Origin of the sequence: Shinella oryzae, from assembly GCF_023038235.1 — a bacterium.
Classification (GTDB): Bacteria; Pseudomonadota; Alphaproteobacteria; order Rhizobiales; family Rhizobiaceae; genus Shinella; species Shinella sumterensis.
The window spans coordinates 1794111-1816203 of record NZ_CP081987.1 but is presented as its reverse complement, the minus strand read 5'-3'; the positions used below and the strand labels follow the sequence as shown (position 1 = coordinate 1816203).

At 64.0% G+C, this 22093-nt stretch carries 19 protein-coding genes and 1 other RNA gene; 12 read left to right on the top strand and 8 right to left on the bottom strand.

The genetic code is table 11. The features are described 5' to 3' along the window. Window positions 1-57: 57 nt before the first annotated feature. Window positions 58-1479, top strand: coding sequence for an FAD-binding oxidoreductase (locus K6301_RS09010; RefSeq protein WP_247216254.1), 1422 nt, complete (start codon window positions 58-60; stop codon window positions 1477-1479). Window positions 1480-1522: 43 nt separating this feature from the next. After that, window positions 1523-5323, top strand: a complete 3801-nt coding sequence (locus K6301_RS09005; RefSeq protein WP_247216252.1) for an AsmA family protein — start codon at window positions 1523-1525, stop codon at window positions 5321-5323. Here the strand turns inward: K6301_RS09005 and K6301_RS09000 are convergent. The 5 genes from K6301_RS09000 to K6301_RS08980 all read right to left on the bottom strand — a co-directional run bounded on the left by K6301_RS09000 (window position 5316) and on the right by K6301_RS08980 (window position 8180). Continuing rightward, window positions 5316-5546 (bottom strand): ribbon-helix-helix domain-containing protein, encoded by a 231-nt coding sequence (locus K6301_RS09000; RefSeq protein ID WP_247216251.1) that lies wholly within the window; start codon window positions 5544-5546, stop codon window positions 5316-5318. The two genes, K6301_RS09005 and K6301_RS09000, sit on opposite strands and share 8 nt — an antisense overlap. A 70-nt stretch (window positions 5547-5616) precedes the next feature. Continuing rightward, on the bottom strand, window positions 5617-5814 hold the full coding sequence (locus K6301_RS08995) for a DUF4169 family protein (protein WP_134649520.1): 198 nt from the start codon (window positions 5812-5814) through the stop codon (window positions 5617-5619). An 8-nt stretch (window positions 5815-5822) separates the two neighbouring features. Continuing rightward, complete coding sequence (locus K6301_RS08990) at window positions 5823-6344, bottom strand: SspB family protein (protein WP_247216249.1); 522 nt, start codon at window positions 6342-6344, stop codon at window positions 5823-5825. Between the two features lie 112 nt (window positions 6345-6456). Then, window positions 6457-6818: a transfer-messenger RNA gene (gene ssrA, locus K6301_RS08985) on the bottom strand. 30 nt (window positions 6819-6848) lie between these two features. Continuing rightward, entirely contained in the window at window positions 6849-8180 is a 1332-nt protein-coding gene (locus K6301_RS08980) for a putative bifunctional diguanylate cyclase/phosphodiesterase (protein WP_247216247.1), read from the bottom strand. 201 nt (window positions 8181-8381) lie between these two features. Here K6301_RS08980 and K6301_RS08975 point away from each other — a divergent pair, with 201 nt between their 5' ends. From K6301_RS08975 to K6301_RS08950, 6 genes are all read left to right on the top strand, one after another. After that, a complete protein-coding gene (locus K6301_RS08975; RefSeq protein WP_247216245.1) occupies window positions 8382-9176 on the top strand; it encodes a thymidylate synthase in 795 nt (264 codons plus the stop codon). 22 nt (window positions 9177-9198) lie between these two features. Continuing rightward, entirely contained in the window at window positions 9199-9720 is a 522-nt protein-coding gene (locus K6301_RS08970; RefSeq protein ID WP_247216242.1) for a dihydrofolate reductase, read from the top strand. 164 nt (window positions 9721-9884) lie between these two features. Continuing rightward, window positions 9885-11009 (top strand): FtsH protease activity modulator HflK, encoded by a 1125-nt coding sequence (hflK, locus tag K6301_RS08965; RefSeq protein ID WP_247216240.1) that lies wholly within the window; start codon window positions 9885-9887, stop codon window positions 11007-11009. Beyond that, window positions 11009-11959 carry a protease modulator HflC gene (hflC, locus tag K6301_RS08960; protein WP_247216238.1) on the top strand — a complete coding sequence of 317 codons (951 nt, stop codon included), beginning with the start codon at window positions 11009-11011 and terminating at the stop codon, window positions 11957-11959. Before hflK ends, hflC begins: the two co-directional genes overlap by 1 nt. A 7-nt stretch (window positions 11960-11966) precedes the next feature. Then, window positions 11967-12155: a DUF2065 domain-containing protein gene (locus tag K6301_RS08955; RefSeq protein ID WP_134649513.1), complete on the top strand. Its 189-nt coding sequence runs from the start codon at window positions 11967-11969 to the stop codon at window positions 12153-12155. Window positions 12156-12374: 219 nt separating this feature from the next. After that, the gene (locus tag K6301_RS08950; RefSeq protein ID WP_247220550.1) at window positions 12375-13811 is read left to right on the top strand and encodes a DegQ family serine endoprotease; all 1437 of its coding nucleotides are present in this window, start codon (window positions 12375-12377) and stop codon (window positions 13809-13811) included. An 80-nt stretch (window positions 13812-13891) separates the two neighbouring features. Here K6301_RS08950 and serB read toward each other — a convergent pair whose 3' ends face one another. Then, window positions 13892-14782, bottom strand: a complete 891-nt coding sequence (serB, locus tag K6301_RS08945; RefSeq protein ID WP_247216236.1) for a phosphoserine phosphatase SerB — start codon at window positions 14780-14782, stop codon at window positions 13892-13894. Here serB and miaA point away from each other — a divergent pair. After that, complete coding sequence (gene miaA, locus K6301_RS08940) at window positions 14781-15683, top strand: tRNA (adenosine(37)-N6)-dimethylallyltransferase MiaA (RefSeq protein ID WP_247216234.1); 903 nt, start codon at window positions 14781-14783, stop codon at window positions 15681-15683. The two genes, serB and miaA, sit on opposite strands and share 2 nt — an antisense overlap. Here miaA and K6301_RS08935 read toward each other — a convergent pair. After that, window positions 15673-17667 (bottom strand): ATP-binding protein, encoded by a 1995-nt coding sequence (locus K6301_RS08935; RefSeq protein ID WP_425475390.1) that lies wholly within the window; start codon window positions 17665-17667, stop codon window positions 15673-15675. The two genes, miaA and K6301_RS08935, sit on opposite strands and share 11 nt — an antisense overlap. Window positions 17668-18072: 405 nt before the next feature. On the opposite strand from K6301_RS08935, the gene K6301_RS08930 reads away from it, so the two are divergent. Continuing rightward, entirely contained in the window at window positions 18073-19851 is a 1779-nt protein-coding gene (locus K6301_RS08930; protein ID WP_247216231.1) for an acetolactate synthase 3 large subunit, read from the top strand. Window positions 19852-19867: 16 nt separating this feature from the next. After that, entirely contained in the window at window positions 19868-20440 is a 573-nt protein-coding gene (ilvN, locus tag K6301_RS08925) for an acetolactate synthase small subunit (RefSeq protein ID WP_134649507.1), read from the top strand. An 84-nt stretch (window positions 20441-20524) separates the two neighbouring features. On the opposite strand, the gene K6301_RS08920 is transcribed toward ilvN, so the two are convergent. Beyond that, complete coding sequence (locus K6301_RS08920; protein ID WP_247216229.1) at window positions 20525-21370, bottom strand: aldo/keto reductase; 846 nt, start codon at window positions 21368-21370, stop codon at window positions 20525-20527. Between the two features lie 115 nt (window positions 21371-21485). Here K6301_RS08920 and K6301_RS08915 point away from each other — a divergent pair, with 115 nt between their 5' ends. Further along, window positions 21486-22079 (top strand): LysE family translocator, encoded by a 594-nt coding sequence (locus K6301_RS08915; RefSeq protein ID WP_134649505.1) that lies wholly within the window; start codon window positions 21486-21488, stop codon window positions 22077-22079. The last annotated feature ends 14 nt before the right edge of the window (window positions 22080-22093 follow it).

Here is a 22093-nt window from a genome sequence, read left to right as displayed (position 1 = left end):
GCTGGACAGGGCAGCGCCAATTTGCACAGTAACGCCTCACGGATGTGAGGACCCAGCATGGCATTGGCGGATATCAGGCGCGGCACACGCAACGACACGGGCATCGCCGCGGCGCTGCCGCAACTGGCGTCGCGGTTCGGGCAGCGCTTCCAGACAGGCGAGGCGATCCGCACCCAGCATGCGCATACCACCACCTACATCCCGGCCCAGCTCCCCGACGGCGTCGTCTTCGTGGAGAATGCCGAGGACGTGAAGGCGGTCGTGGCGATCTGCGCGGCGCTGAAGGTGCCGGTCATTCCCTTCGGCACCGGCTCCTCGCTGGAAGGCCAGGTGAATGCGCCCGAGGGCGGTATCTCCATCGATTTCAGCAACATGAAGCGCGTGCTTTCGGTCAATGCCGAAGACCTCGACTGCACGGTCGAGCCCGGCATCACCCGCGAGGAGTTGAACGTCTACCTGCGCGACACCGGGCTGTTCTTCCCGATCGATCCGGGTGCCAACGCCTCGATCGGCGGCATGGCCTCGACGCGGGCCTCCGGCACCAATGCGGTGCGCTACGGCACGATGAAGGACAACGTCCTGGCGGTCACCGCGGTGACGGCGACGGGCGAGGAAATCCGCACCGCGCGGCGCGCGCGCAAGTCTTCGGCCGGTTACGACCTGACCCGACTTTTCGTCGGCGCGGAAGGTACGCTTGGCGTGCTGACCTCCGTCACGCTGCGCCTGCAGGGCATTCCCGCCGTCGTCGCCGGCGGCATCTGCGGTTTCCCGACGCTGAAGGATGCCTGCAATGCGGTGATCATGACGATACAGCTCGGCATCCCCGTCGCGCGCATCGAACTGCTCAACACGTTGCAGATCAAAGCCTGCAATGCCTATTCCGGCCTGACCCTGCCGGAGCAGCCGACGCTTTTCGTGGAATTCCACGGCAACGCGGAGAGCGTGCGCCTGCAATCGGAAGAATTCGGCACCATCGTCGCCGAATGCGGCGGCGGCGAATTCCAGTGGAGCGCCGATGCCGACGAGCGGGCGAAGCTCTGGAAGGCGCGGCACAATGTCTACTGGGCGTCGAAGGCGCTGCGTCCCGGCTATGAGGCGATTGCCACCGATGTCTGCGTGCCGATCTCCCGCCTGGCCGATTGCGTGGCGGAAACGGAGCGCGACATCGAGGAGAACGGCCTGCTCGCGCCGATCGTCGGCCATGCCGGCGACGGTAACTTCCATGTCTGCGTCGTCTTCGATGACAAGGATCCCGTGCAGATCGAACAGGTCGAGGCTTTCGTCGGACGGCTTGCCGCACGCGCGCTCGCCATGGATGGCACCTGCACGGGCGAGCATGGGATCGGGCAGGGAAAACAACGTTTCCTGCCAGACGAGCTCGGCGGCGCCGTGCATCTGATGCAGCAGATCAAGCAGGCGCTCGACCCCGACGACATAATGAACCCCGGCAAGATTTTTTCGTCACTTCCGTCGATTTAGACGTTATCCTCTGAACGACTGAAGGACATTCGAGGCATGCGGCGTGCTTTCTAGGATCGGGCTTATCGTTGGCGGCTTGGTGGTCGTGGCGCTCTTCGTGGCGCTTCTCGCTCCCCTGTTCGTGGACTGGACAAGCTTTCGGCGGGATTTCGAGCGCGAGGCGAGCCGTATCATGGGGCGGCCCGTCACCGTGCACGGCAGCGTCGATGCGCGGCTGATCCCGTTTCCCTCCGTGACGCTCAACGACGTGCGGGTCGGCTCGCCGGAGGACGGCCAGCCGCTCGTCGAGGTCGCGCGTTTCTCGATGGATGCCGAACTCGCGCCGTTCCTATCCGGCGAGGCGTTGATCTTCGACATGCGCATCGAGGAGCCGAAGGCGCGCATCAAGCTTTTCAAGGACGGCACGCTGGATTGGGCCCGCGGCCGGAAATCCGATATCCCCGCCCGCACCGTCATTCTGGAAAATGTTTCGATCACCGGCGGCGAGATCGAATTCATCGACGAGCAGACCGGCCGCACCCGCCATGTGACGGGCCTCGATGCGCAGATTTCCGCGAAGTCGCTCGGCGGACCGTGGCGCATCGACGGGCGCGGTGCGCTCGATGGAGAAGCCGGTGCCTTCCAGCTTTCGAGCGGGCAGGTGGAGGACGGCGCGCTTTCCCTGCGCACCCGCATCGTACCCGACCGGCTGTCCTTCACCGCCGATCTGGATGGCGCCTTGAAACTCGTCGATTTCCGGCCGCAATATGCGGGCGGCTTCACCCTGTCGGAAAAGCCGCGCGCCAAGGGCGAGAAGCCTGCCGCTCCGATCCGCGTCGGCGGCAAGTTCGAGCTTTCTAACGAGCGCATCCGCGTGCCGGAGTACCGCCTTGAAGCCGGGGCGCAGGCCGATCCCTATGTGGTGACCGGCGAAGCGACACTCGATACCGGCCGCGCGCCGGAATTCCTGCTCACCGCCAATGGCCAGCAGATCGACGTGAACCGCATCGGCAACAGCGGGGAGTCGGGCAAGACCGGGCGCAATCCGCAGGTCTCCGCCCGCCAGCGGCTTCAGGCGCTGCTTTCGATCGCTGCCGACATTCCCATTCCGCAGGTCCCGGGGCGGGCCAGCCTGCTGCTGCCCGCCGTGGTGATCGGGGATACGACGGTGCGCGAAATCCGGCTCGACGTGAAGCCCGATGGCGACGGATGGCTCGTCGACCAGGCGACCGTGCTTTTGCCCGGCCGCACGACGCTGGAGGCGAAGGGGCGGCTGACGCTCAAGGACAACCGCGGCTTCATCGGCGACCTCCTGGTCGCCTCCAACCAGCCGTCGGGGCTTGCGACATGGCTTACGGGCTCCGTCGATCCTGAGATCCGCAAGCTGAAGACAGCCGGTTTTTCCGCCCGGGTGAACCTTGCCGACGAGTTGCAGCGCTTCGAGAACCTGGAGATCGCCATCGGCGGTGCAAGCCTGCTGGGGCGGATGGAGCGTGAATCGCGCTCGAATGCCGTGCCGGCGCTTTCGCTGCAATTGCAGGGCAACGAGGTGCGGCTGGAATCGCTTCAGGCGCTTGTCGGCCTCGTGGCCGGCGATGCCTCGCTTTCCAGCATTGCGAGCAACGCAATCGCGCTCGACCTCAAGGCCGACAGGCTGGTTGCGTTCGGCGAGACCGCATCCGGCGTGAACGCGGTCCTCTCTTCCAGGAATGGTGCGCTGACGCTCGACCGGTTCAACGTGGCCTCGCTGGCGGGCGCGGCGATTTCGGCGAAAGGCACGCTGGGCGGATCGCTGGACGCACCGGATGCCGGGCTGGACGTGACCTTGAAAGTGGAGGCGATGGAGCCGCTTGCGGCCCTGCTGGCGCGTCATCTGCCGGCGCATCCGCTGCTGTCGCGCTTTGCCGAGAATGCGGGCTATTACGACAACGCCGATCTCGCCATGCGCATCGCCGCCTCAGGCGGAGACGAGAGCCCTGCGACCGTGACCGTGTCGGGACCGGTCAATGACGGGCGGGTGGATATCAGGCTTTCGGCCGCGCGGCTCGCCGACCTGCTGGCAGGGCGCAATTTCGAATTGAACGGCAGCCTGTTCAATCCGCGTACCGTGGTTCTGGCGGGCCAGGCAGGTCTTGCCCCCCTTCCGTTCGATGCCGATCCGGACGGAACCATCACGATCGAGGCCAAACAGCCCGCCGATGGGCCGGCGGCGGTTTCCGCGGCGTTCAAGGCCGGCAGCACGACGGTTTCCGCCGCGGGCACGGCCGCGCTTTCGGCAGACGATTTCCTGAACGGCTCTCTTACGCTCTCGGTCGCCAGCGACGACATCGAGCCCTATCTGATGATGAACGGCATTGCGGTACCGCAGGCGGGCACCGGGTTGCCGCTCACCTTGCAGGCCAAGCTGGACACCGGCGCCGAGAGCGTCGCGATCACCGACATCGCCGGCAAGGCGGACCGCAACGGCTTTTCCGGCGCGTTGACCTTCGACCGTGCGGCGACCGCGCTGAAGGGCACGGGCTCGCTGCGCTTCGACACGGTGGATTTCGCGTTCCTCGCCGAGGCGGTCGGCGGGCCGGTCACGGACGTGGCGGATGGCGGACTGAACAGCGCGCCGCTGACGCAACCCCTGCTGGATAATGCCGACGTTTCGGTGGCGCTGGAGGCCGGCGCGTTATGGCCGGGCCTCTATGGCGCGGTGGACGGTTTCAAGGCGAACCTTGCCTGGAAGGGCAGCGAATTCGAGCTGACGGATATGGCCGGCGCGTGGTTGGGCGGCAGGCTTTCCGGCCGTGTTAAGGTCTCGAATGCCGAGGAGAACGGCCTGTTCGAGGCGCGCGTGGACCTTGCCGGGGTGGATGTCTCAAAAGTGGTTTGGGCCGCACCGGGTGGCGTGGTCGCGAGCGGCAAGGCGGATGTGATGCTGGCTGTCGATGCCTCGGGCAAGAGCGTGCGCGGCATGGTGGAGGGCGCCAGCGGCTCGGGCGAGGCGAACATCTCCGACCTCGTGCTGCACGGCCTGGACACGTCGGCCTTTCCCGCCCTGCTGGCGGCGGCCGACGCGATCGAGGGCGACATCACGCCGGAGCGGGTGGCGGGCTTTGCCGCCGACGCCATCCTGAAGGGCGAGGCATCCCTTGGTGCCGTGCGTGTTCCGCTCGCGCTTGCCAGCGGCAGGTTGCGCGCGCAGAGCGTCGCAGCCGAAAACAGCGGTGCGACGCTCTCCGCCGATGCCGATCTCGATCTTGCCGGCGATGCGATGACCGGTCGGCTCGCCGTCACCTTCAAGGCGGGTGAGGATGCGCTGGCGGGTGCCGCGCCCGAAGTGTCGCTCGATTACCGTGGTCTCATCGAGGCGCCCGGCGTGACGCTCGATGTCCAACCTCTGGCCAACTATCTCTCCCTGCGGCGTTTCGAGACGGAGCGCCGGCGCGTCGAGACACTCCAGGCCAATGTGCTGGAGAAACAAAGGTTGCGGCGCGAAGCCGCCCTTTATCGCGCGCGTGCCGATGAACGCGCGGCCCGCGCCGAGGCTGAGCGCCTGCAGATGGAGGAAGAGCAGCGCCGCCGCGTCGAAGCCCAGGAGCGCGCCGAGCAGGAACGGTCCACCCGGGCGGCGGCCGAGGAAGCCGAACGCACGCGGCGCAACGAGGAAGAGAACGCTCGCCGTATCCTGGCCGCGCAGGAAGAAGCGCGCAGGCTCGCCGAGCAGCGCGCCGCGCAGGAGGCGCGCAAGGCGGAGGAAGAGGCGCGTCGCCGCCGATTGCCGGCCACGGGCGGGGAGGCGGTGGAGCGCGGCGGCGAGTTGCCGCCGGCCGAGGGCGGGAGAAACCTGAACTTCGAAAGCCTGCCGGGCGTCAACTGATCGCGGCGTCCCGCACTTTCGTCTTCAGCCATTCCAGCACATGAAGGCGCAGCGCCGAAGAGAGGTTGTCATCAACCGCACGCGCGTCGTCGATCTCGCGGATCAGCGCGGCGACGGGCATTGCCCGTTCGTCGGCGATGGCCTTCAGCTCGTCGTGGAAAAGCGGCTCGAGCGAGAAGCTCGTGCGGTGGCCGTGCAGCGTGGTGGAATATTTGCGGATCATACCGATCGTGGTGTCTGGCTGGGGGAGATTGGCAGATCGATTCCGGTTCCGGCGGCAAGCCGTTGAAAGATTACTCTTTCGTCTCGTCGGGCCGCTCGATGCGGCCCTGATCGAGCGTGCGCCTTGCCTTGTCGTTGAGGGCATCCGTCAGCGTCTTCTCGGCCTTGGTGCGGCCGAAGGTCAACCGGTTCTGCTCGGCCTGCCGCTCCTTTTCGGAGCGGGCCTTCTGCTTGCGGAACTGGCGAAGGTTGACGACGTCGCCGCTCATGCCGCTGCTCAGTTCTTCTTGCGGAAGGAATCGAGCGAGACCACGGAGCCGCCCTTGTCGCCGCCACCGCCGGTGGGGGGCGTGGGTTCCTCGACGGGCTCCTCGGTCTTTTCCGCGACCGGGTAGGCGGTGATTTCGGCGGAGTGATCGTCCTCGCCCTCGTCCTCGGCGGCGGGAACGTCGAACTCCAGCTCGAAGCTGACCGAGGGGTCATAGAAGCCGCGGATGGCGTTGAAGGGAATGACGAGCTTTTCCGGCGTGTCGGAGAAGGACAGGCCGATCTCGAACAGGCTTTCGGTGACCTTGAGGTCCCAGAACTGGTGCTGCACGACGATGGTCATCTGCTCGGCATATTTCGCCTTGAGATGCTGCGAGATGCGCACGCCGGGCGCATTGGTTAGGAAGGTGATGAAGAAATGGTGCTCGCCCGGCAGGTGGCCGGTGACCGCGACTTCGGACAAAACCTTGCGAATGACGCCGCGCAGAGCGTCCTGGGCGAGAATGTCGTAGCGAATGTGGTCTTGCGCCATCCGTTCCTGTCTTTCTTCCTGATGCCTTTGTCTTCAGGCATTGCACTTCATCTCGTGCCTTCCGACGCGAGTCATCTGGGACAGCTATAGACCATTTCAAGAGATTGGAGAAGGTGAAGGCTTCTGTTGCCAGGTGCCTTCGGACCCCGCCTGCCGGTGCGACCCGTCAGGACTTTGAGTGAAGTGTCACACCGCCATTAGGCAGCGAGACGAGCTTCCGCATAGTTGTCGTTTGCAACTACAAGTTTAGCCCGATAACGGTGGTACAATGCCGAGCAAAAAGTCGATCTTTACGCCCTTGTCGATCCTATTTCGCCCCCATCAAAAGCCGGTCGGTCATGTTTCGACCGGTTTTTGGTGGAGGCGCCGGGTACCGCCCCCGGGTCCAATGGGTTTATTACACCGCTCGTTTATTGCCATAGCTGCCGAAGCAGCAATGCACATATAGGCATTCTGTCCGGCCAAGGAAAGGGGGGGCGGCAGGGATTTGACACGGGGTGGCGTTCAGGCGATCCGTGCAGCCGGTGGAACCGGCATCTCCGCCCACTGCGACTGGAATTCGCTGCGTGGCACGGGGCGCCCGAAGTAATAGCCTTGGAAGGCGGTGCAGCCGAAGGACCGGAGCAGACCCAGCTGTTCCGACGTTTCGACCCCTTCGGCAACCACGGAAAATTCCAGCACATGCGCCATGTCGAATATGCTTTTGAGCAGCACGCGGTTTCGCCGGCTCTCCACGATATCCTGTACGAAGGAGCGGTCGATTTTGATTTCCTGCACGGGCAGCCGGCGCAGGTGGCTGAGGGAGGAATAGCCAGTGCCGAAATCGTCGAGCGATATGAAGAGACCGGCAGCCCGCAGGGCGCGCATCTTGTCGCTGATCGCGTCGATATCGTTGGCCATCATGCTTTCGGTAAGTTCGAGCTTGAGAAGCGCCGGATCGAGCTCCAGCGTGCGCAGGCAATCCAGGACCGTGTCGACAAAATCCGGCTTCATGAAGTGGTCGGCGCTGACATTGATCGCGAGTTTCAGCCCGCTCGTCGCCGGGTCGTGACGCCAGGCCGCGAGCGTCTCGCAGGCCTGTGCCAGGACCCAGTCGCCGATGGCCGGCATCAGGCCCGCCTGTTCTGCGGCGGGAATGAATTCGGCGGGCGGAACATGGGTTCCGTCGCCGCGTCGCCAGCGCAGCAGGGCTTCGGCCCCCGTCAGCCGGCCGGCCTCGTCGACCTGAGGCTGGTAGAACAGCTCGAATTCCCGGTTTCGCAGCGCCATCTTGATGGCGCGCGCCTTGTCGATATCGCGGGCGAGCTCCAGCTGCATGACATAGACGCCGACGCACAGCAGGCCGACGGCGACGATGGTGTTCACCCAGGAGCCGTAGATCTGGATCGTTTCCGGTATCGGCCGGGCGAAGGAGGGGGCGGCTGTGCTGCTGGCGAAAACGACAAAGGCGATCACGCAGAGCGCCACGATCGCAAGCTGCGGCCGCGATTGCTCGCGCCGGTAATTGATGTAGCCCAAAAGCGCCAGCACGAGCAGGAAGAGATGGGATACCCTTGGCGCGGCGGCGCGCGGCACGTCGAAGACCAGACAGAACGTGGTGATGATCACCAGAAAGGCGGCCTGGGAAAACAGAAGCGCGGCCGAAAGCCGGTTGCTGCGGGCCAGCGCCAGGCTCAGAAGCGCAACGCAAACCACGGCGGCATCCAACGCCACCAGAGGCCAAGTGCCCATGACTGCAAAGGCGATGCCCCATCCGCAGGCCGTGACGCCCACGGCAAGCGATGCAAGGCCGTAGATCAGCCGGAACCGGTTCGAGTAGTTTTCCTTCGGTTTCACGGATGATCCGCCCAGTGAGATGAGCGGCCATGATCGCTGAAATTCGTTCAGAAATTGCAAAAGGCTTCCGGGTCGGCATTCTGCAACCCGCGGGTAGGATAAGGCGCCTTAAGCCAAAAGCCGGGAAAATCCTATTTGCCGTTTGGCCGCGGCCGCGTCTGGCCTTAATATACCGCGCTGAATCAGGAAACGGCGGCGACCATGCAGCAATATCTCGACCTTCTCGCGCATGTCATGGAAAACGGCAGCGACCGGGGTGACCGGACCGGCACCGGCACGCGCGGCGTGTTCGGCTACCAGATGCGGTTCGATCTCGAGGAAGGCTTCCCGGTGCTGACCACCAAGAAGCTGCATCTGCGGTCGATCATTCATGAACTCCTGTGGTTCCTGAAGGGCGAGACCAATATCGCCTACCTGCACGAGAACGGCGTCACGATCTGGGACGAGTGGGCGGACGAAAAGGGCGAACTCGGGCCGGTCTACGGCTATCAGTGGCGCTCGTGGCCGACCTATGACGGCCGTCATCTCGACCAGATCGCCGCCGTCGTCGAGAGCATCCGGCGCAATCCCAATTCGCGCCGCCACATCGTCTCCGCCTGGAACCCGGCGCTGGTCGACGAGATGGCGCTTCCGCCCTGCCATTGCCTGTTCCAGTTCTACGTGGCGAACGGCAGGTTGTCCTGCCAGCTCTACCAGCGTTCGGCGGATATCTTCCTCGGCGTGCCCTTCAACATCGCGTCCTACGCGCTGCTGACCATGATGGTCGCGCAGGTGACGGGGCTGCGGCCAGGCGATTTCGTGCACACGCTGGGTGACGCGCATATCTATTCGAACCATTTCGAGCAGGTGCGCACCCAGATGACGCGCCGCCCGAAGCCCTTGCCCTTCATGAAGATCAATCCCGAAGTGAAGGACATTTTCTCCTTCAAATTCGAGGACTTCGAGCTGGTCGGCTACGAAGCTGATTCAACCATCAAGGCGCCTATCGCCGTCTGATTTCTTTGAAAGCCTGTCCCGCATGAATGAACCTCGGATCGTGCTCGTCGTCGCCGTCGCCAGCAACGGTGTCATCGGCCGAGACGGCGACCTGCCGTGGCGGCTGCCGTCCGACCTCAAGCGCTTCAAGCAGCTGACCCTCGGAAAGCCTGTCGTCATGGGCCGCCGGACGTGGGATTCCATCGGCCGGCCGCTGCCGGGGCGCCCCAATATCGTCATCACCCGCGATCCGGCCTTTTCCGCGCCGGGCGCGCAGGTGGTCGCCTCGCTCGATGACGCGCTGGCCGCCGCGCGGCGGGAAGCGGAAACGCTCGGCGTGGACGAGATCTGCGTCATCGGCGGCGGGCAGATCTATGCGCAGGTCTTCGACCGTGCGGATATCCTGTATGTCACCCATGTCGAAGCGGATGTGGAAGGCGACACGCGCTTCCCGGATATCGACCCGGTTTCCTTCGAAAAGGTCGTGGAGGAGGAGATTCCCCGCGGCGAGAAGGACAGTCACGCCATGCGCTTCGTCACCTGGCGCCGGAAATCGGCCGTTTAAGCGGTAAAATCCATCGATCACGAACTATTTTGCCGCAAGGACACCCAAGCCGGGCGGGATTTGTTGAAAGGTGCCGGTGGGATACCTATAACGGGTTCACATCGCGTTGCGCGGCGAAACAATCCGCGACATGCGCCTATGGGGATTTATAGAAAGAGGTATTGATGCCCTGGAGCAATCAGAATGGCGGCGGCGGCCCTTGGGGCGGCGGCGGCGGTGGTGGAAACAATCAGGGGCCATGGGGGCAGGGACCGAACCGTCCTCGCGGCGGTGGCGGCAGTGGTAGCGGTGGTCCGCCCGATATCGAGGACATCATCCGGCGCGGTCAGGACAAGCTGAAGACCGTCATGCCCGGCGGTTTCAACGGCGGTGTCGTCGTGATCGCACTGCTTCTCGTCGGCGTCTTCTGGCTGATGAACTCCATCTATACCGTCCAGCCTGACGAGCGCGGCGTCGAACTGCGCTTCGGCAAGCCCAAGCAGGAAATTTCCATGCCGGGCCTGCACTTCCATCTCTGGCCCTTCGAGACGGTCGAGCTGGTCAAGATCACCGAACAGCAGCGCAATATCGGCCGCCGTTCGGCCGCGTCGAATTCCGACGCATCGGGCCTGATGCTCACCGGCGACCAGAACATCGTCAATGTGCAGTTCTCGGTGCTCTATACCGTCACGGATCCGCAGTCCTACCTCTTCAATCTTGAAAATCCGGCCGAAACGCTGCAGCAGGTCGCCGAAAGCGCCATGCGCGAAGTCGTCGGCCGCCGTCCGGCACAGGACATCTTCCGCGATAACCGCCAGGCGATCGCCGAAGGCGTAAAGACGACGATCCAGGCAACCATGGATGCCTATGGCGCCGGCATCTCGATCAACACGGTCGCCATCGAGGATGCGGCTCCGCCGCGCGAAGTGGCCGATGCCTTCGACGAAGTGCAGCGCGCCGAACAGGACGAGGACCGTTTCCTGGAAGAAGCCAACCAGTACGCCAACCAGAAGCTCGGTGCCGCACGCGGTCAGGCCGCGCAGATCCGCGAGGAGGCAGCCGCCTACAAGGATCGTGTCGTCAAGGAAGCCGAGGGTGAGGCGGCACGCTTCATCTCCATCTACGACCAGTACAAGATCGCGCCCGACGTGACGCGCAAGCGTCTCTTCCTTGAAACCATGGAAGGCGTGATGAAGAACTCCAAGAAGGTCATCATCGATGAAAAGCAGGGCGGACAGGGCGTCGTTCCCTTCCTTCCCCTTAACGAACTCGGTCGCACGACCGGTCAGCAGGCAGGAGGTTCGCAGTAATGGGTAACCGTTTGCCAGCCGTTTTGATCGCCCTCGGCGTTCTTCTCTTCATCGCCTATTCGTCGGTGTTCGTCGTCAACGAGCGCCAGCAGGCGATCGTCATCCGCTTCGGTCATATCCAGGACGTGAAGACCGAGCCGGGCCTCTACTTCAAGCTGCCCTTCGGCTTCATGGATGCCGACAGCGTCCAGTATATCCAGGATCAGGCCCTGCGCTTCGATCTCGACGATATCCGTGTCCAGGTCTCGGGCGGTAAGTTCTATGAGGTCGATGCCTTCGTGGTCTACAAGATCACGGATGCCCGTCGCTTCCGCGAAGCCGTCTCGGGTGACCGGGAATCGGCCGAGGCGCGTCTGAGCACCCGTCTCGATTCGGCTCTGCGCCGCGTCTACGGTCTGCGCGGCTTCGAATCGGCTCTTTCCGAAGAGCGTGCATCGATGATGCGCGAAGTTCGCGGAGAGCTGACTGCCGACGCCTCCAACCTCGGCCTCACCATCGAGGATGTCCGCATCCGCCGCACGGACCTTACGCAGGAAGTCTCCCAGCAGACCTACGAGCGCATGAAGGCCGAGCGTCTGGCGGAAGCCGAACTGATCCGCGCCCGCGGTAACGAAGCCGGCCAGCGTCGCCGCGCCATCGCCGATCGTCAGGTCGTCGAGTTCATTGCCGCCGCCCAGCGCGACTCGGAAATTCTCCGCGGTGAAGGCGACGGCGAACGTAACCGCGTCTTCGGCGAGGCCTTCTCCCAGGATCCGGCCTTCTTCGACTTCTACCGGTCGATGAGCGCCTACCGGGATTCGATGAGCTCGTCGGATACGACGCTCGTGCTGTCGCCGCAGTCGGAATTCTTCCGCTATTTCGAGGATGCGGCGGGCACGCGGCCGGCGGCCACGGGCACCGGTACGGGCACGACGAACGGCACGGCCACGACGCCGTCGACCGCAAACTGAGAACGCCATGTCCGATTTCCTGACGGGGATCGCGTTCTTCCTGATCATCGAGGGGCTGGTGTACGCACTGGCCCCTTCGGTTTTGAAACGCATGGCGGAACTGCTGCCGCAAATCCCGGAAAACCAGCTCAGGCTTTCAGGGCTGTTTGCCGTGGCGCTTGGCGTTTTGATGGTGTGGTTCCTCCGCAGCGCCTGAAAGCCGCCCTTGCGAGCGGCGGCGAAGACAGGCAAAAGTTCAGACAAATCATCGTGGCAGACTGATTTTTGCCGTATCCGCGGCGAACACTCGCCAGAGCCGACCAGACCCGAGAGGATGCCGAACATGGCCTTGAAGATGAAGTCCAGCGTTGCCAATGCGGCGCTCACGCTTGCGATGAGCTTTTCGCTGGCCGCCGGCCCGCTCGCAGCACCGGCAATGGCCCAGGCGCGCCAGGTCGGACCGGAATCGGTGGCCGACCTTGCGGAAGGCCTGCTGGACGCGGTGGTCAACATTTCGACCTCGCAGAACGTGAAGAACGAGGACAAGGCGCCGATGCCGCAGGTGCCGGAAGGCTCGCCCTTCCAGGACTTCTTCGATGAGTTCTTCAAGGGCGACGGCGGCGAGGGCTCCAACCAGGGACAGACTGTCAACTCGCTCGGCTCGGGTTTCGTCATCGATCCCGCAGGCTATATCGCCACCAACAATCACGTCATCGAAGGCGCCGACGATATCGAGGTGAATTTCGCCAACGGCTCCAAGCTGAAGGCCAAGCTCGTCGGAACCGATCCGAAGACCGATCTTGCGCTGCTGAAGGTCGAGCCGAAGGCTCCCTTGAAGGCCGTTCCGTTCGGTGATTCCCGCGTCATGCGCATCGGCGACTGGGTCATGGCCATCGGCAACCCCTTCGGGCTCGGTGGTTCGGTGACGGTCGGCATCATTTCCGCGCGCGGCCGCAACATCAATGCCGGCCCCTATGACAACTTCATCCAGACCGACGCGGCCATCAACCGCGGCAATTCGGGTGGCCCGCTGTTCAATATGAAGGGCGAGGTCATCGGCATCAACACGGCCATCATCTCGCCGTCGGGCGGCTCGATCGGTATCGGCTTCTCGGTTCCGACGGAGCTGGCGCAGAACATCTTCTCGCAGCTTCGCGAGTTCGGCGAGACCCGCCGCGGCTGGCTCGGCGTGCGTATCCAGCCCGTTACGGACGATATCGCCGAAAGCCTGGGCATGAGCGAGGCGAAGGGTGCGCTCGTTGCCGGCATCATCAAGGGCGGGCCCGTCGACAACGGCGTGATCCAGACCGGCGACGTCGTCGTCCGTTTCGACGGGAAGGACGTGCACGAAATGCGCGATCTGCCGCGCGTCGTCGCCGAAAGCCCCGTCGGCAAGGCCGTCGACGTGGTGCTCCTGCGCAACGGCAAGGAAATGACGGTGAAGGTCACGCTCGGCCGTCTCGAAGACGGCGAAAAGCAGGTGGATGCCGAGGACGATGCGGCAACGCCGGACGAGGGCACGACCGAAGAGGATACGACGACCGACGGCGAAGAGCTGGCCGAGCCGCAGAAGGCCGAGCTGGTGCTGGGCATGGGCATCGGCGATCTCGACGAAGCCGCCCGCAAGACCTTCAATATCGTGGAAAGCGTCAAGGGCGTTGTCATCACCGAGGTAGCCCCCGACACGGCGGCCGCCGAGCGTGGCATCGTGCCGGGCGACGTGATTGTCGAGATCGGTCAGGAGGCCGTGGCGACGGCCGAGGAGGTCAAGGCCCGCGTCGCCAAGCTCAAGTCGGAAGATCGCCGCAACGCGCTCCTGATGATCGCAGACCGCACCGGCGCGCTGCGCTACATCACAGTGCGCATCGACTGAAATGCGAGTCCCGCCAGGGACTTGGCGACGTCAATGCAAAGATTGATTCAGGCCGCTGGAGCATTGCTTCAGCGGCTTTTCTACGCCGTGACGAAGTCGCTCTTGCGGTAGCCCTGCAGGTAGAGCAGCGCGGTGAGGTCGCCGTGGTCGATGCGGATCTTCGCTTCGGCCGCCACGGCGGGCTTGGCGTGCAGCGCGACACCGGCACCGGAAAGGTGCAGCATGCCGAGGTCGTTTGCGCCATCTCCGACGGCCATCGCCTCTTCGGGGGAAATGCCGAGGCGGGCGGCGATCTCGTTGAGGGCGTCGACCTTGGCCTGCTTTCCGAGGATGGGTTCGGCGACCTCGCCGGTCAGCCTGCCATCGGCGTCGAGAAGAATATTGGCGCGGTTCTCGTGGAAGCCGAGCGTGGCCGCGATACGGCTGGTGAAGACGGTGAAACCGCCGGAGACGAGGGCGGTATAGTAGCCCTTCGCCTTCATGGTGGCGATCAGCTCGCGACCGCCCGGCGTCAGCGTGATGCGCTTTTCGATGACCTCGTCGACGACGGAGACCGGCAGGCCCTTGAGCAAGGCGACACGCTCGCGAAGCGCGGGTTCGAAGGCGATCTCGCCGTTCATGGCGCGAGCAGTGATGGTGGCGACCTTGTCTTTCAACCCGACCTCGGCGGCGAGCTCGTCGATGCATTCCTGGCCGATCATGGTGGAATCCATGTCGGCGATCAGTAGCTTCTTGCGCCGCGTTTCCGCCTCCTGCACGGCGAGGTCCACCGGCGCATCGCCGATGGTCGTGCGTAGCGCCGCGCTCGCGGCCTCGATGTCGCTGTCGTCGCGCAGGGCGATATCGCAGGCGATGCCGTCCGCCAGCCAGTAGAGACCGGAAGCCTTGACGGCATCCGCGGCCTTCTCGGCAAGCGATGGCGTCAGAACAGGATTTGACGGATTGGCGACAAGCGTGGCAACGAAAGCCATGATGAGAAACCTTGATCGAATGCAGGACGCGATCCTGATAACGGGCCCGACGGCGAGCGGCAAGTCCGCGTTGGCCATGCGCCTTGCCGCCGAACATGGCGGGGTCGTGGTCAACGCCGACAGCATGCAGGTCTACGACACGCTGAGCATCCTCACGGCACGGCCGCAGCCGCAGGATATGGAGGGCGTGGAGCATCGGCTTTACGGCCATGTGCCGGCCGCAGCCGCCTATTCCACGGGCGAATGGCTGCGCGAGGCGATCGCTCTTGTCACCGAACTGCGCGAAAGGCAGAGGCTGCCGGTCTTCGTCGGCGGTACCGGGCTTTATTTTCGCGCGCTGACCGGCGGTCTCTCGGATATGCCTGAAATCCCCGCTGATGTGCGGGAGCGGTTGCGCGCGCGGCTTGCCGCGGAAGGGTCCGAAGCGCTGCACCGGGTGCTCGGCGAGCGTGATCCCGAAACGGCCGCGCGTCTGATGCCCGGTGACGGCCAGCGCATCCTCCGCGCGCTGGAGGTGCTGGACGCGACGGGGCGCTCCATCTCCACATTCCAGGCAGGGTCGGGGCCGGCGGTGATCGATCCGGCGCGTGCGCGAAAGATCGTCGTCCTGCCGGACCGCGCCGTCCTTGCCGCCCGGATCAACCGGCGCTTCGGCGAGATGCTGAAGACCGGTGCGGTGGAGGAGGTGAAGGCGTTGATGGCGCTCGATCTTTCACCCGCCATGCCGGTCATGAAGGCGATCGGCGTGCCGCAGATCGCGGCCATGCTGGCGGGCGAGATGAGCGAGGCCGATGTCATCGAGCGCGGTGCGGCCGCGACACGGCAATATGCGAAGCGCCAGATGACGTGGTTCCGCAACCAGCTCGATGAGAGCTGGCAGCGAATCGACCCTAGCGCCTGATCAGGCTGCTGAGCGGCTTTTTCAGCAATTGCTCGCGGATGGAGCCTTCGCGGCGCGGTTCCTGCTGCTCGCCGAAGGCAGGGCGGGGCGGCTGGCGGTAGGGATCGGCTTCCGGGCGGCGCGGTTCTGCCGCAAGTTCGCGGCGAATGGAATCGAAGCGCTCGTTTGCCGGCGGCTGGTATGCGCTTGCGGCGCCGGGCAGCATGTCGGGCCGATAGGGTTCGTGGGCTGCCGGTTGCGGCGCCTTCTGTGCCGCGGCTTGCAGCGTATCGATATAGTCTTCCTCGTCCTCGTAGGGCGCGTCCTCGTATCCGCTTGTTGCGGCAGCGCTTGTATTGTGCGCCGCGAGATACGAAGACTGGAAGCCGGAAATATCAGGACCTGCGACCGAGCGCATACGTGCCACGATGGAGCGAAGATCGACGCTTTGCGGCGTTTCCTCAGTGTGTATGTTGCCCGTGCCGTTGGCCTTGGGCAGGCGGTTCATATCGACGCGGGTGAAGCGCATGCGCATCGGCACCGCCACCGCCTCGCCGAAGGCGATCGCCTCGCCATTGCCGATCGAGGAGATGAAGCTCGTCGTGGAGGACGACGAATTGGGGATGGCCGAGCGGATGATGTCCTGGTCGCGATCGTTGGCAAGCCGCATGGCGAAGATGGTGGAGCATTGCGACAGGATCGTCGGATCGAGCTCGCCCGGGCGCTGCGTGATGATGCCGAGCGAGACGCCGTATTTGCGGCCTTCCTTGGCGATGCGGGCGATGGCCTGGCGCGTCGGCGTGAAGCCGAGATTGGGATCGGCCGGCACGTAACGGTGCGCTTCCTCGCACACCACGAGCATGTGCACGCCGCCGTGGCTCCACAGGCCGATCTCGAAGGCCATACGGCAAAGAACCGATGCCACCGAGTTCACCACTTCCGAAGGGATGCCGGCGAGCTGAAAGGTCGTGACCGGCTGGCCGTCGCCGGGAATGCGAAAGATGCGGGCGATGGTATCGAGGATCGTGTCGGTGATCGTGTTCGAGGAGAACATGAAGTGGTAGCGCGGATCGTTGATCGCCGACATGATCTTGCTCTTGAGCGAGCGCAGGTGCGGCTTCTCCGCCCGTCCCTCGAGGCGGCCGATCCGTTCATCGACCAGCGCCAGAAGGTCGGCCACACGGAAAGGCACGGGCGTATCGGCGGTGATCGAGCTTTTTTCGCTGGTGCGGCGCATCAGGCCGCTTTCGGGCGAACCGCGGAACGCGCGCTTGGCCTCCGGGATCAGGTCGCGCAGGATGTCCATTTCCTCCGGCACGGGCGGGCGACCGCGGAAGATCACCTCGGCGAACTCCTCCAGCCGGAAAAGCCAGAACGGCAGGTCGAGCGTGTCCGTGTCGATGACCATGGCAAGATCGCCGAAGGCGGAGGCGAATTCGTTGTGCGGGTCGAGAATGAGCACGCGCAGCTGCGGATCGGCCTGGATCGCCTTGTGAAGCAGGAGGGTAACGGCGGTGGACTTGCCGACGCCCGTCGTTCCCACGATGGCGAAGTGTTTCTCCAGCATGGAAGGCACGTGGATGGTGGCGTCGATCTGGTCGTCCTGCGTCAGCTTGCCGATGGTGCAGACATCGTCCTTGCCGGTATCGTAGACCTTCGCCAGGTCCGCGGCGCGGATCCTGTGCGCGATGGCGCCGAGATAGGGATAGTCGCTGATGCCGGCCGAAAAGTCCTCGCGGCCATCGGCGCCCACGCGCACCTCGCCCATCAACTCCACTTCGACATGGAACGTCGTGTCGCGGTTTTCGGTCCAGTTCTGCTGGTCGGTGGCCATCGAATAGACGAGGGCGACGATGCGGTTGCGGCCGACGGAAATCGAGACGAGGCGGCCGACGGCCCAGAGCTCGGTGAGGGAGGTTTCCCCGCCTTCCGCCGTGGCGCAGATGGTGGCACGCGACCCGCTGCAGGCGACGACACGGCCCAGCATCCGGTTTCCGGCGGCCATCTCATCGCGGCGTTCCTGTTCGCCGGCGGTGATCGACGTCTGAAAATCGTTGTTCAGCAAATCCGGCGCTCCTTGCCTCCGATCCTTCACTTTAGGGAGTCCGGCTTAATAACCCGTTTCCGGTTGTGGCAGGTTTCAGCGGCTCCGGCGGCGCGGTTGTCCCTGATCGTGCCATCGGGATGGGGCAAAAGGCGTTGACGCGCATTCGATTTGCCGTTAACACTCCGCACCATGAAAAACTTCACGACGATCATTCTTGTGGTGGGAAGGCGCATGGGCAGGATGGTGTAACCATCCGGCGAAAGCACCCATGCGCGGTAAGCAGGCTCCTCCAGGGGCCTTTTTTTATGCCCGAAAATTCTATAAGCACCCCGACAATACGAAAGAAACGGACGGAAACATCCGATGAGCGGAACAGAAAACCAGATGACGGGCGCCGAAATTGTCTTGCAGGCCCTGAAAGACAACGGCGTCGAACATATCTTCGGCTATCCGGGCGGTGCCGTCTTGCCGATCTATGACGAGATCTTCCAGCAGGACGACATCGAGCACATTCTCGTGCGTCACGAGCAGGGCGCCGGCCACATGGCCGAAGGTTATGCCCGCTCCACCGGCAAGGTCGGCGTCATGCTCGTCACCTCCGGTCCCGGCGCGACCAATGCCGTCACGCCGCTGCAGGATGCGCTGATGGATTCGATCCCGCTCGTCTGCCTCACCGGCCAGGTTCCGACCACGCTCATTGGATCCGACGCCTTCCAGGAATGCGACACGGTCGGCATCACGCGCCCCTGCACCAAGCACAACTGGCTGGTCAAGGACGTCAACGACCTTGCCCGCATCATCCATGAGGCCTTCCGCATCGCGCAGTCCGGCCGTCCGGGCCCCGTCGTCGTCGATATCCCGAAGGACGTGCAGTTCGCGACCGGCACCTACACGCCGCCATCGGCAGCGCCCATCCAGAGGAGCTATCAGCCGAAGACGTCCGGCGACGCGCGCGCCATCGAAGCCGCGATCAGCCTGATGAAGGGTGCCCGCCGCCCCGTCATCTATTCCGGCGGTGGTGTCGTGAATTCCGGGCCGGAAGCCTCGCGCCTGCTGCGCGAACTGGTCGAGATCACCGGCTTCCCGATCACGTCGACGCTGATGGGCCTGGGCGCCTATCCGGCATCGGGCAAGAACTGGCTGGGCATGCTCGGCATGCACGGTTCCTACGAGGCGAACATGGCGATGCATGACTGCGATGTCATGGTCTGCATCGGCGCGCGTTTCGACGACCGCATCACCGGCCGCCTCAACGCGTTCTCGCCGAACTCGAAGAAGATCCATATCGACATCGACCCGTCCTCGATCAACAAGAACGTCCGTGTCGACGTACCGATCCTGGGCGATGTCGGCGCCGTTCTCGAGGACATGGTTCGCCAGTGGCGCGCCGGTTCGAAAACGTATGACAAGGCCATCCAGGCGGATTGGTGGACGTCAATTGCCAAGTGGCGTGCCCGCAACTCGTTTGCCTACAAGGCGAGCGATGACGTGATCATGCCGCAATATGCCATCCAGCGCCTTTACGAGCTGACCAAGGATCGCGATACCTACATCACGACGGAAGTCGGTCAGCACCAGATGTGGGCGGCGCAGTTCTACGGCTTTGAGCAGCCCAACCGCTGGATGACCTCGGGCGGCCTCGGCACGATGGGCTACGGCTTCCCGGCGGCGATCGGCGTGCAGGTCGCGCATCGCGACAGCCTCGTTATCGATATCGCGGGCGACGCCTCCATCCAGATGTGCATTCAGGAAATGAGCTGTGCGGTCCAGTATAACCTGCCCGTCAAGATCTTCATCCTGAACAACCAATACATGGGCATGGTGCGCCAGTGGCAGCAGCTGCTGCACGGCAACCGCCTGTCGAACTCCTATACGGAGGCGATGCCCGATTTCGTCAAGCTGGCGGAAGCCTATGGCGGCGTGGGCATCGCCTGCGACAAGCCCGGCGACCTGGATGCCGCTATCCAGGAAATGATCGACGTGAAGCGTCCGGTCATCTTCGATTGCCGCGTGGCCAACCTCGCGAACTGCTTCCCGATGATTCCGTCGGGCAAGGCGCATAATGAAATGCTGTTGCCCGACGAAGCCACGGACGAGGCGGTTGCCAACGCGATCGACGCCAAGGGCCGCCAGCTCGTTTGATGAAGAGGTAGATACCATGAACGCACACCTACAGCCCACCGGTTCCGCCTACTTCATCGCCGCCGAGACCCAGGTCGCGGAGAGCCATACGCTCTCCGTGCTTGTCGACAACGAGCCGGGCGTGCTTGCGCGCGTCATCGGCCTGTTTTCGGGCCGCGGCTACAATATCGAGAGCCTGACGGTTTCCGAGACCGAGCACGAGGCGCATCTGTCGCGCATCACCATCGTGACGCGCGGCACGCCCGGCGTGCTGGAGCAGATCAAGTCGCAGCTCGAGCGCATCGTGCCCGTCCACCGCGTGGTCGACCTCACCGTGCGCGCCAAGGCGATGGGCCAGGAACGGCCCATCGAGCGTGAGGTCGCGCTGGTGAAGGTCGGCGGCTCCGGCGAAATGCGGGCCGAAACCCTGCGCCTTGCCGATGCCTTCCACGCCAAGGTCGTCGACGCTACCGTCGATCACTTCATCCTGGAGATCACCGGCAAGTCATCCAAGGTCGACCAGTTCGTGGCCGTCATGAAGCCGCTCGGCCTCATCGAAGTGTGTCGCACGGGCATTGCCGCGATGAACCGCGGTTCGCAAGGCATGTAATCGCTGCCGTCCTTCGCTCAGGCGAGGTCTGGGATTTCAAGAAGCGAGAAAGGCTTTCCGGTCGAACGGAAAGCCTTTTTCATTTCAGATCATTTCCAGCGGCCGCTTGCGGGTCGGCGGAGGGAAGGCTTCGTCGAGCAGGCGCAAGTCTTCGGATGTGAGCCGGATCTCCGATGCTTTGAAATTCTCGCGCACGCGCTCCGGTGAGCCGGATTTCGGAATGGCGATCACGCCTGCCTTGGTCAGCAGGAAGGCGAGCGCGATCTGGGCGCTGCCGGCATTGTGAATGCGGCCGATTTCTTCCAGCACCGGATGGCAGATCAGGCGGCCCTCGTCCAGCGGCGAGTAGGCCATGATGGGAATGCCCTGGACCTGGCTCCAGCGCAGCAGGTCGTATTCGATGCCGCGGCGTGCGAGGTTGTAGAGCACCTGGTTTGCCATGGGGCGGGCCGGTTCGGCCACGCCGAGCAGTTCCTTCATGTCCTCTTCGTCGAAGTTCGACACGCCCCAGGCACCGATCTTGCCCTCCGTCTTCAGGCGCTCGAAGGCTTCGACGGTGTCGGCCAGCGGATACCGGCCGCGCCAATGCAGCAGGTAGAGATCGATGTGGTCGGTGCCGAGCCGCTCCAGGCTCGCCTCGCAGGCGGCGATCGTCCCGGCGCGGCTGGCATTGTGCGGCAGGACCTTGCTGACGAGAAACACCTCGTCGCGCCGGCCTTGGATGGCCTCACCGACCACGGTTTCGGCGCCGCCATCGGCATACATTTCCGCGGTGTCGATGACCGTCATGCCGAGATCGAGCCCGGCGCGAAGGCTCGCGGCCTCCTGCGCTGCCGATGCGCGGCTTTCACCCATATGCCATGTGCCGAGGCCAAGGGCCGGCACCTGTCGCCCGCCGGGAAGGGTCACTGCCGGTAGTTCCGCTTTCATCGTGGCCTCCATCTGCCGTGGGCATGCAATTGTCTGCATGACAAGAATTGGCTGGTCGTTGCAAGGAGATGGACTATCAATCGCAAAAAACAATCCGGATACCCAGAGTTCTGCCATGCAGATCGAAATCTTTCTTGCCCTTCTCGTCTTCGCCTTTACCACATCCATCACGCCGGGCCCGAACAACATGATGCTCTTTGCCTCGGGCGTAAACTTCGGTTTCGTGCGCACGATCCCGCATATGTGCGGCATCGGCCTGGGCTTTCTTTCGCTTCTGCTGGCGGTCGGCTTCGGGTTGGGCGCGCTCCTGGAGACGGTGCCGCTCGTCTATACGGCGCTGAAATTTGCTGGCGGAGCCTACCTGTTGTGGATCGCCTTCAAGATCGCGACCTCGCGCACCCTGGGGGAAGGCAAGGCCGGCGCGCGGCCGATGAGCCTGCTGGAAGCGGCCGCCTTTCAGTGGGTGAACCCCAAAGCGTGGGTGATGGCCGTTTCCGCCATGGCGACCTATACCAACGCGGCGAACTATACGACGAGCGTCCTGATCGTCGGCGTCGCCTTTGCTCTCGTGAATTTCCCGAGCGTTTCTACCTGGGCCGGCTTCGGCTCGGCGCTGCGGCAATGGCTGTCCCATCCGGTGCGGCTGAAATGGTTCAACATCTCGATGGCGCTGCTGCTCGTGGCGAGCCTCTGGCCGATGCTGCGATAAATGCGCTAGAAGTG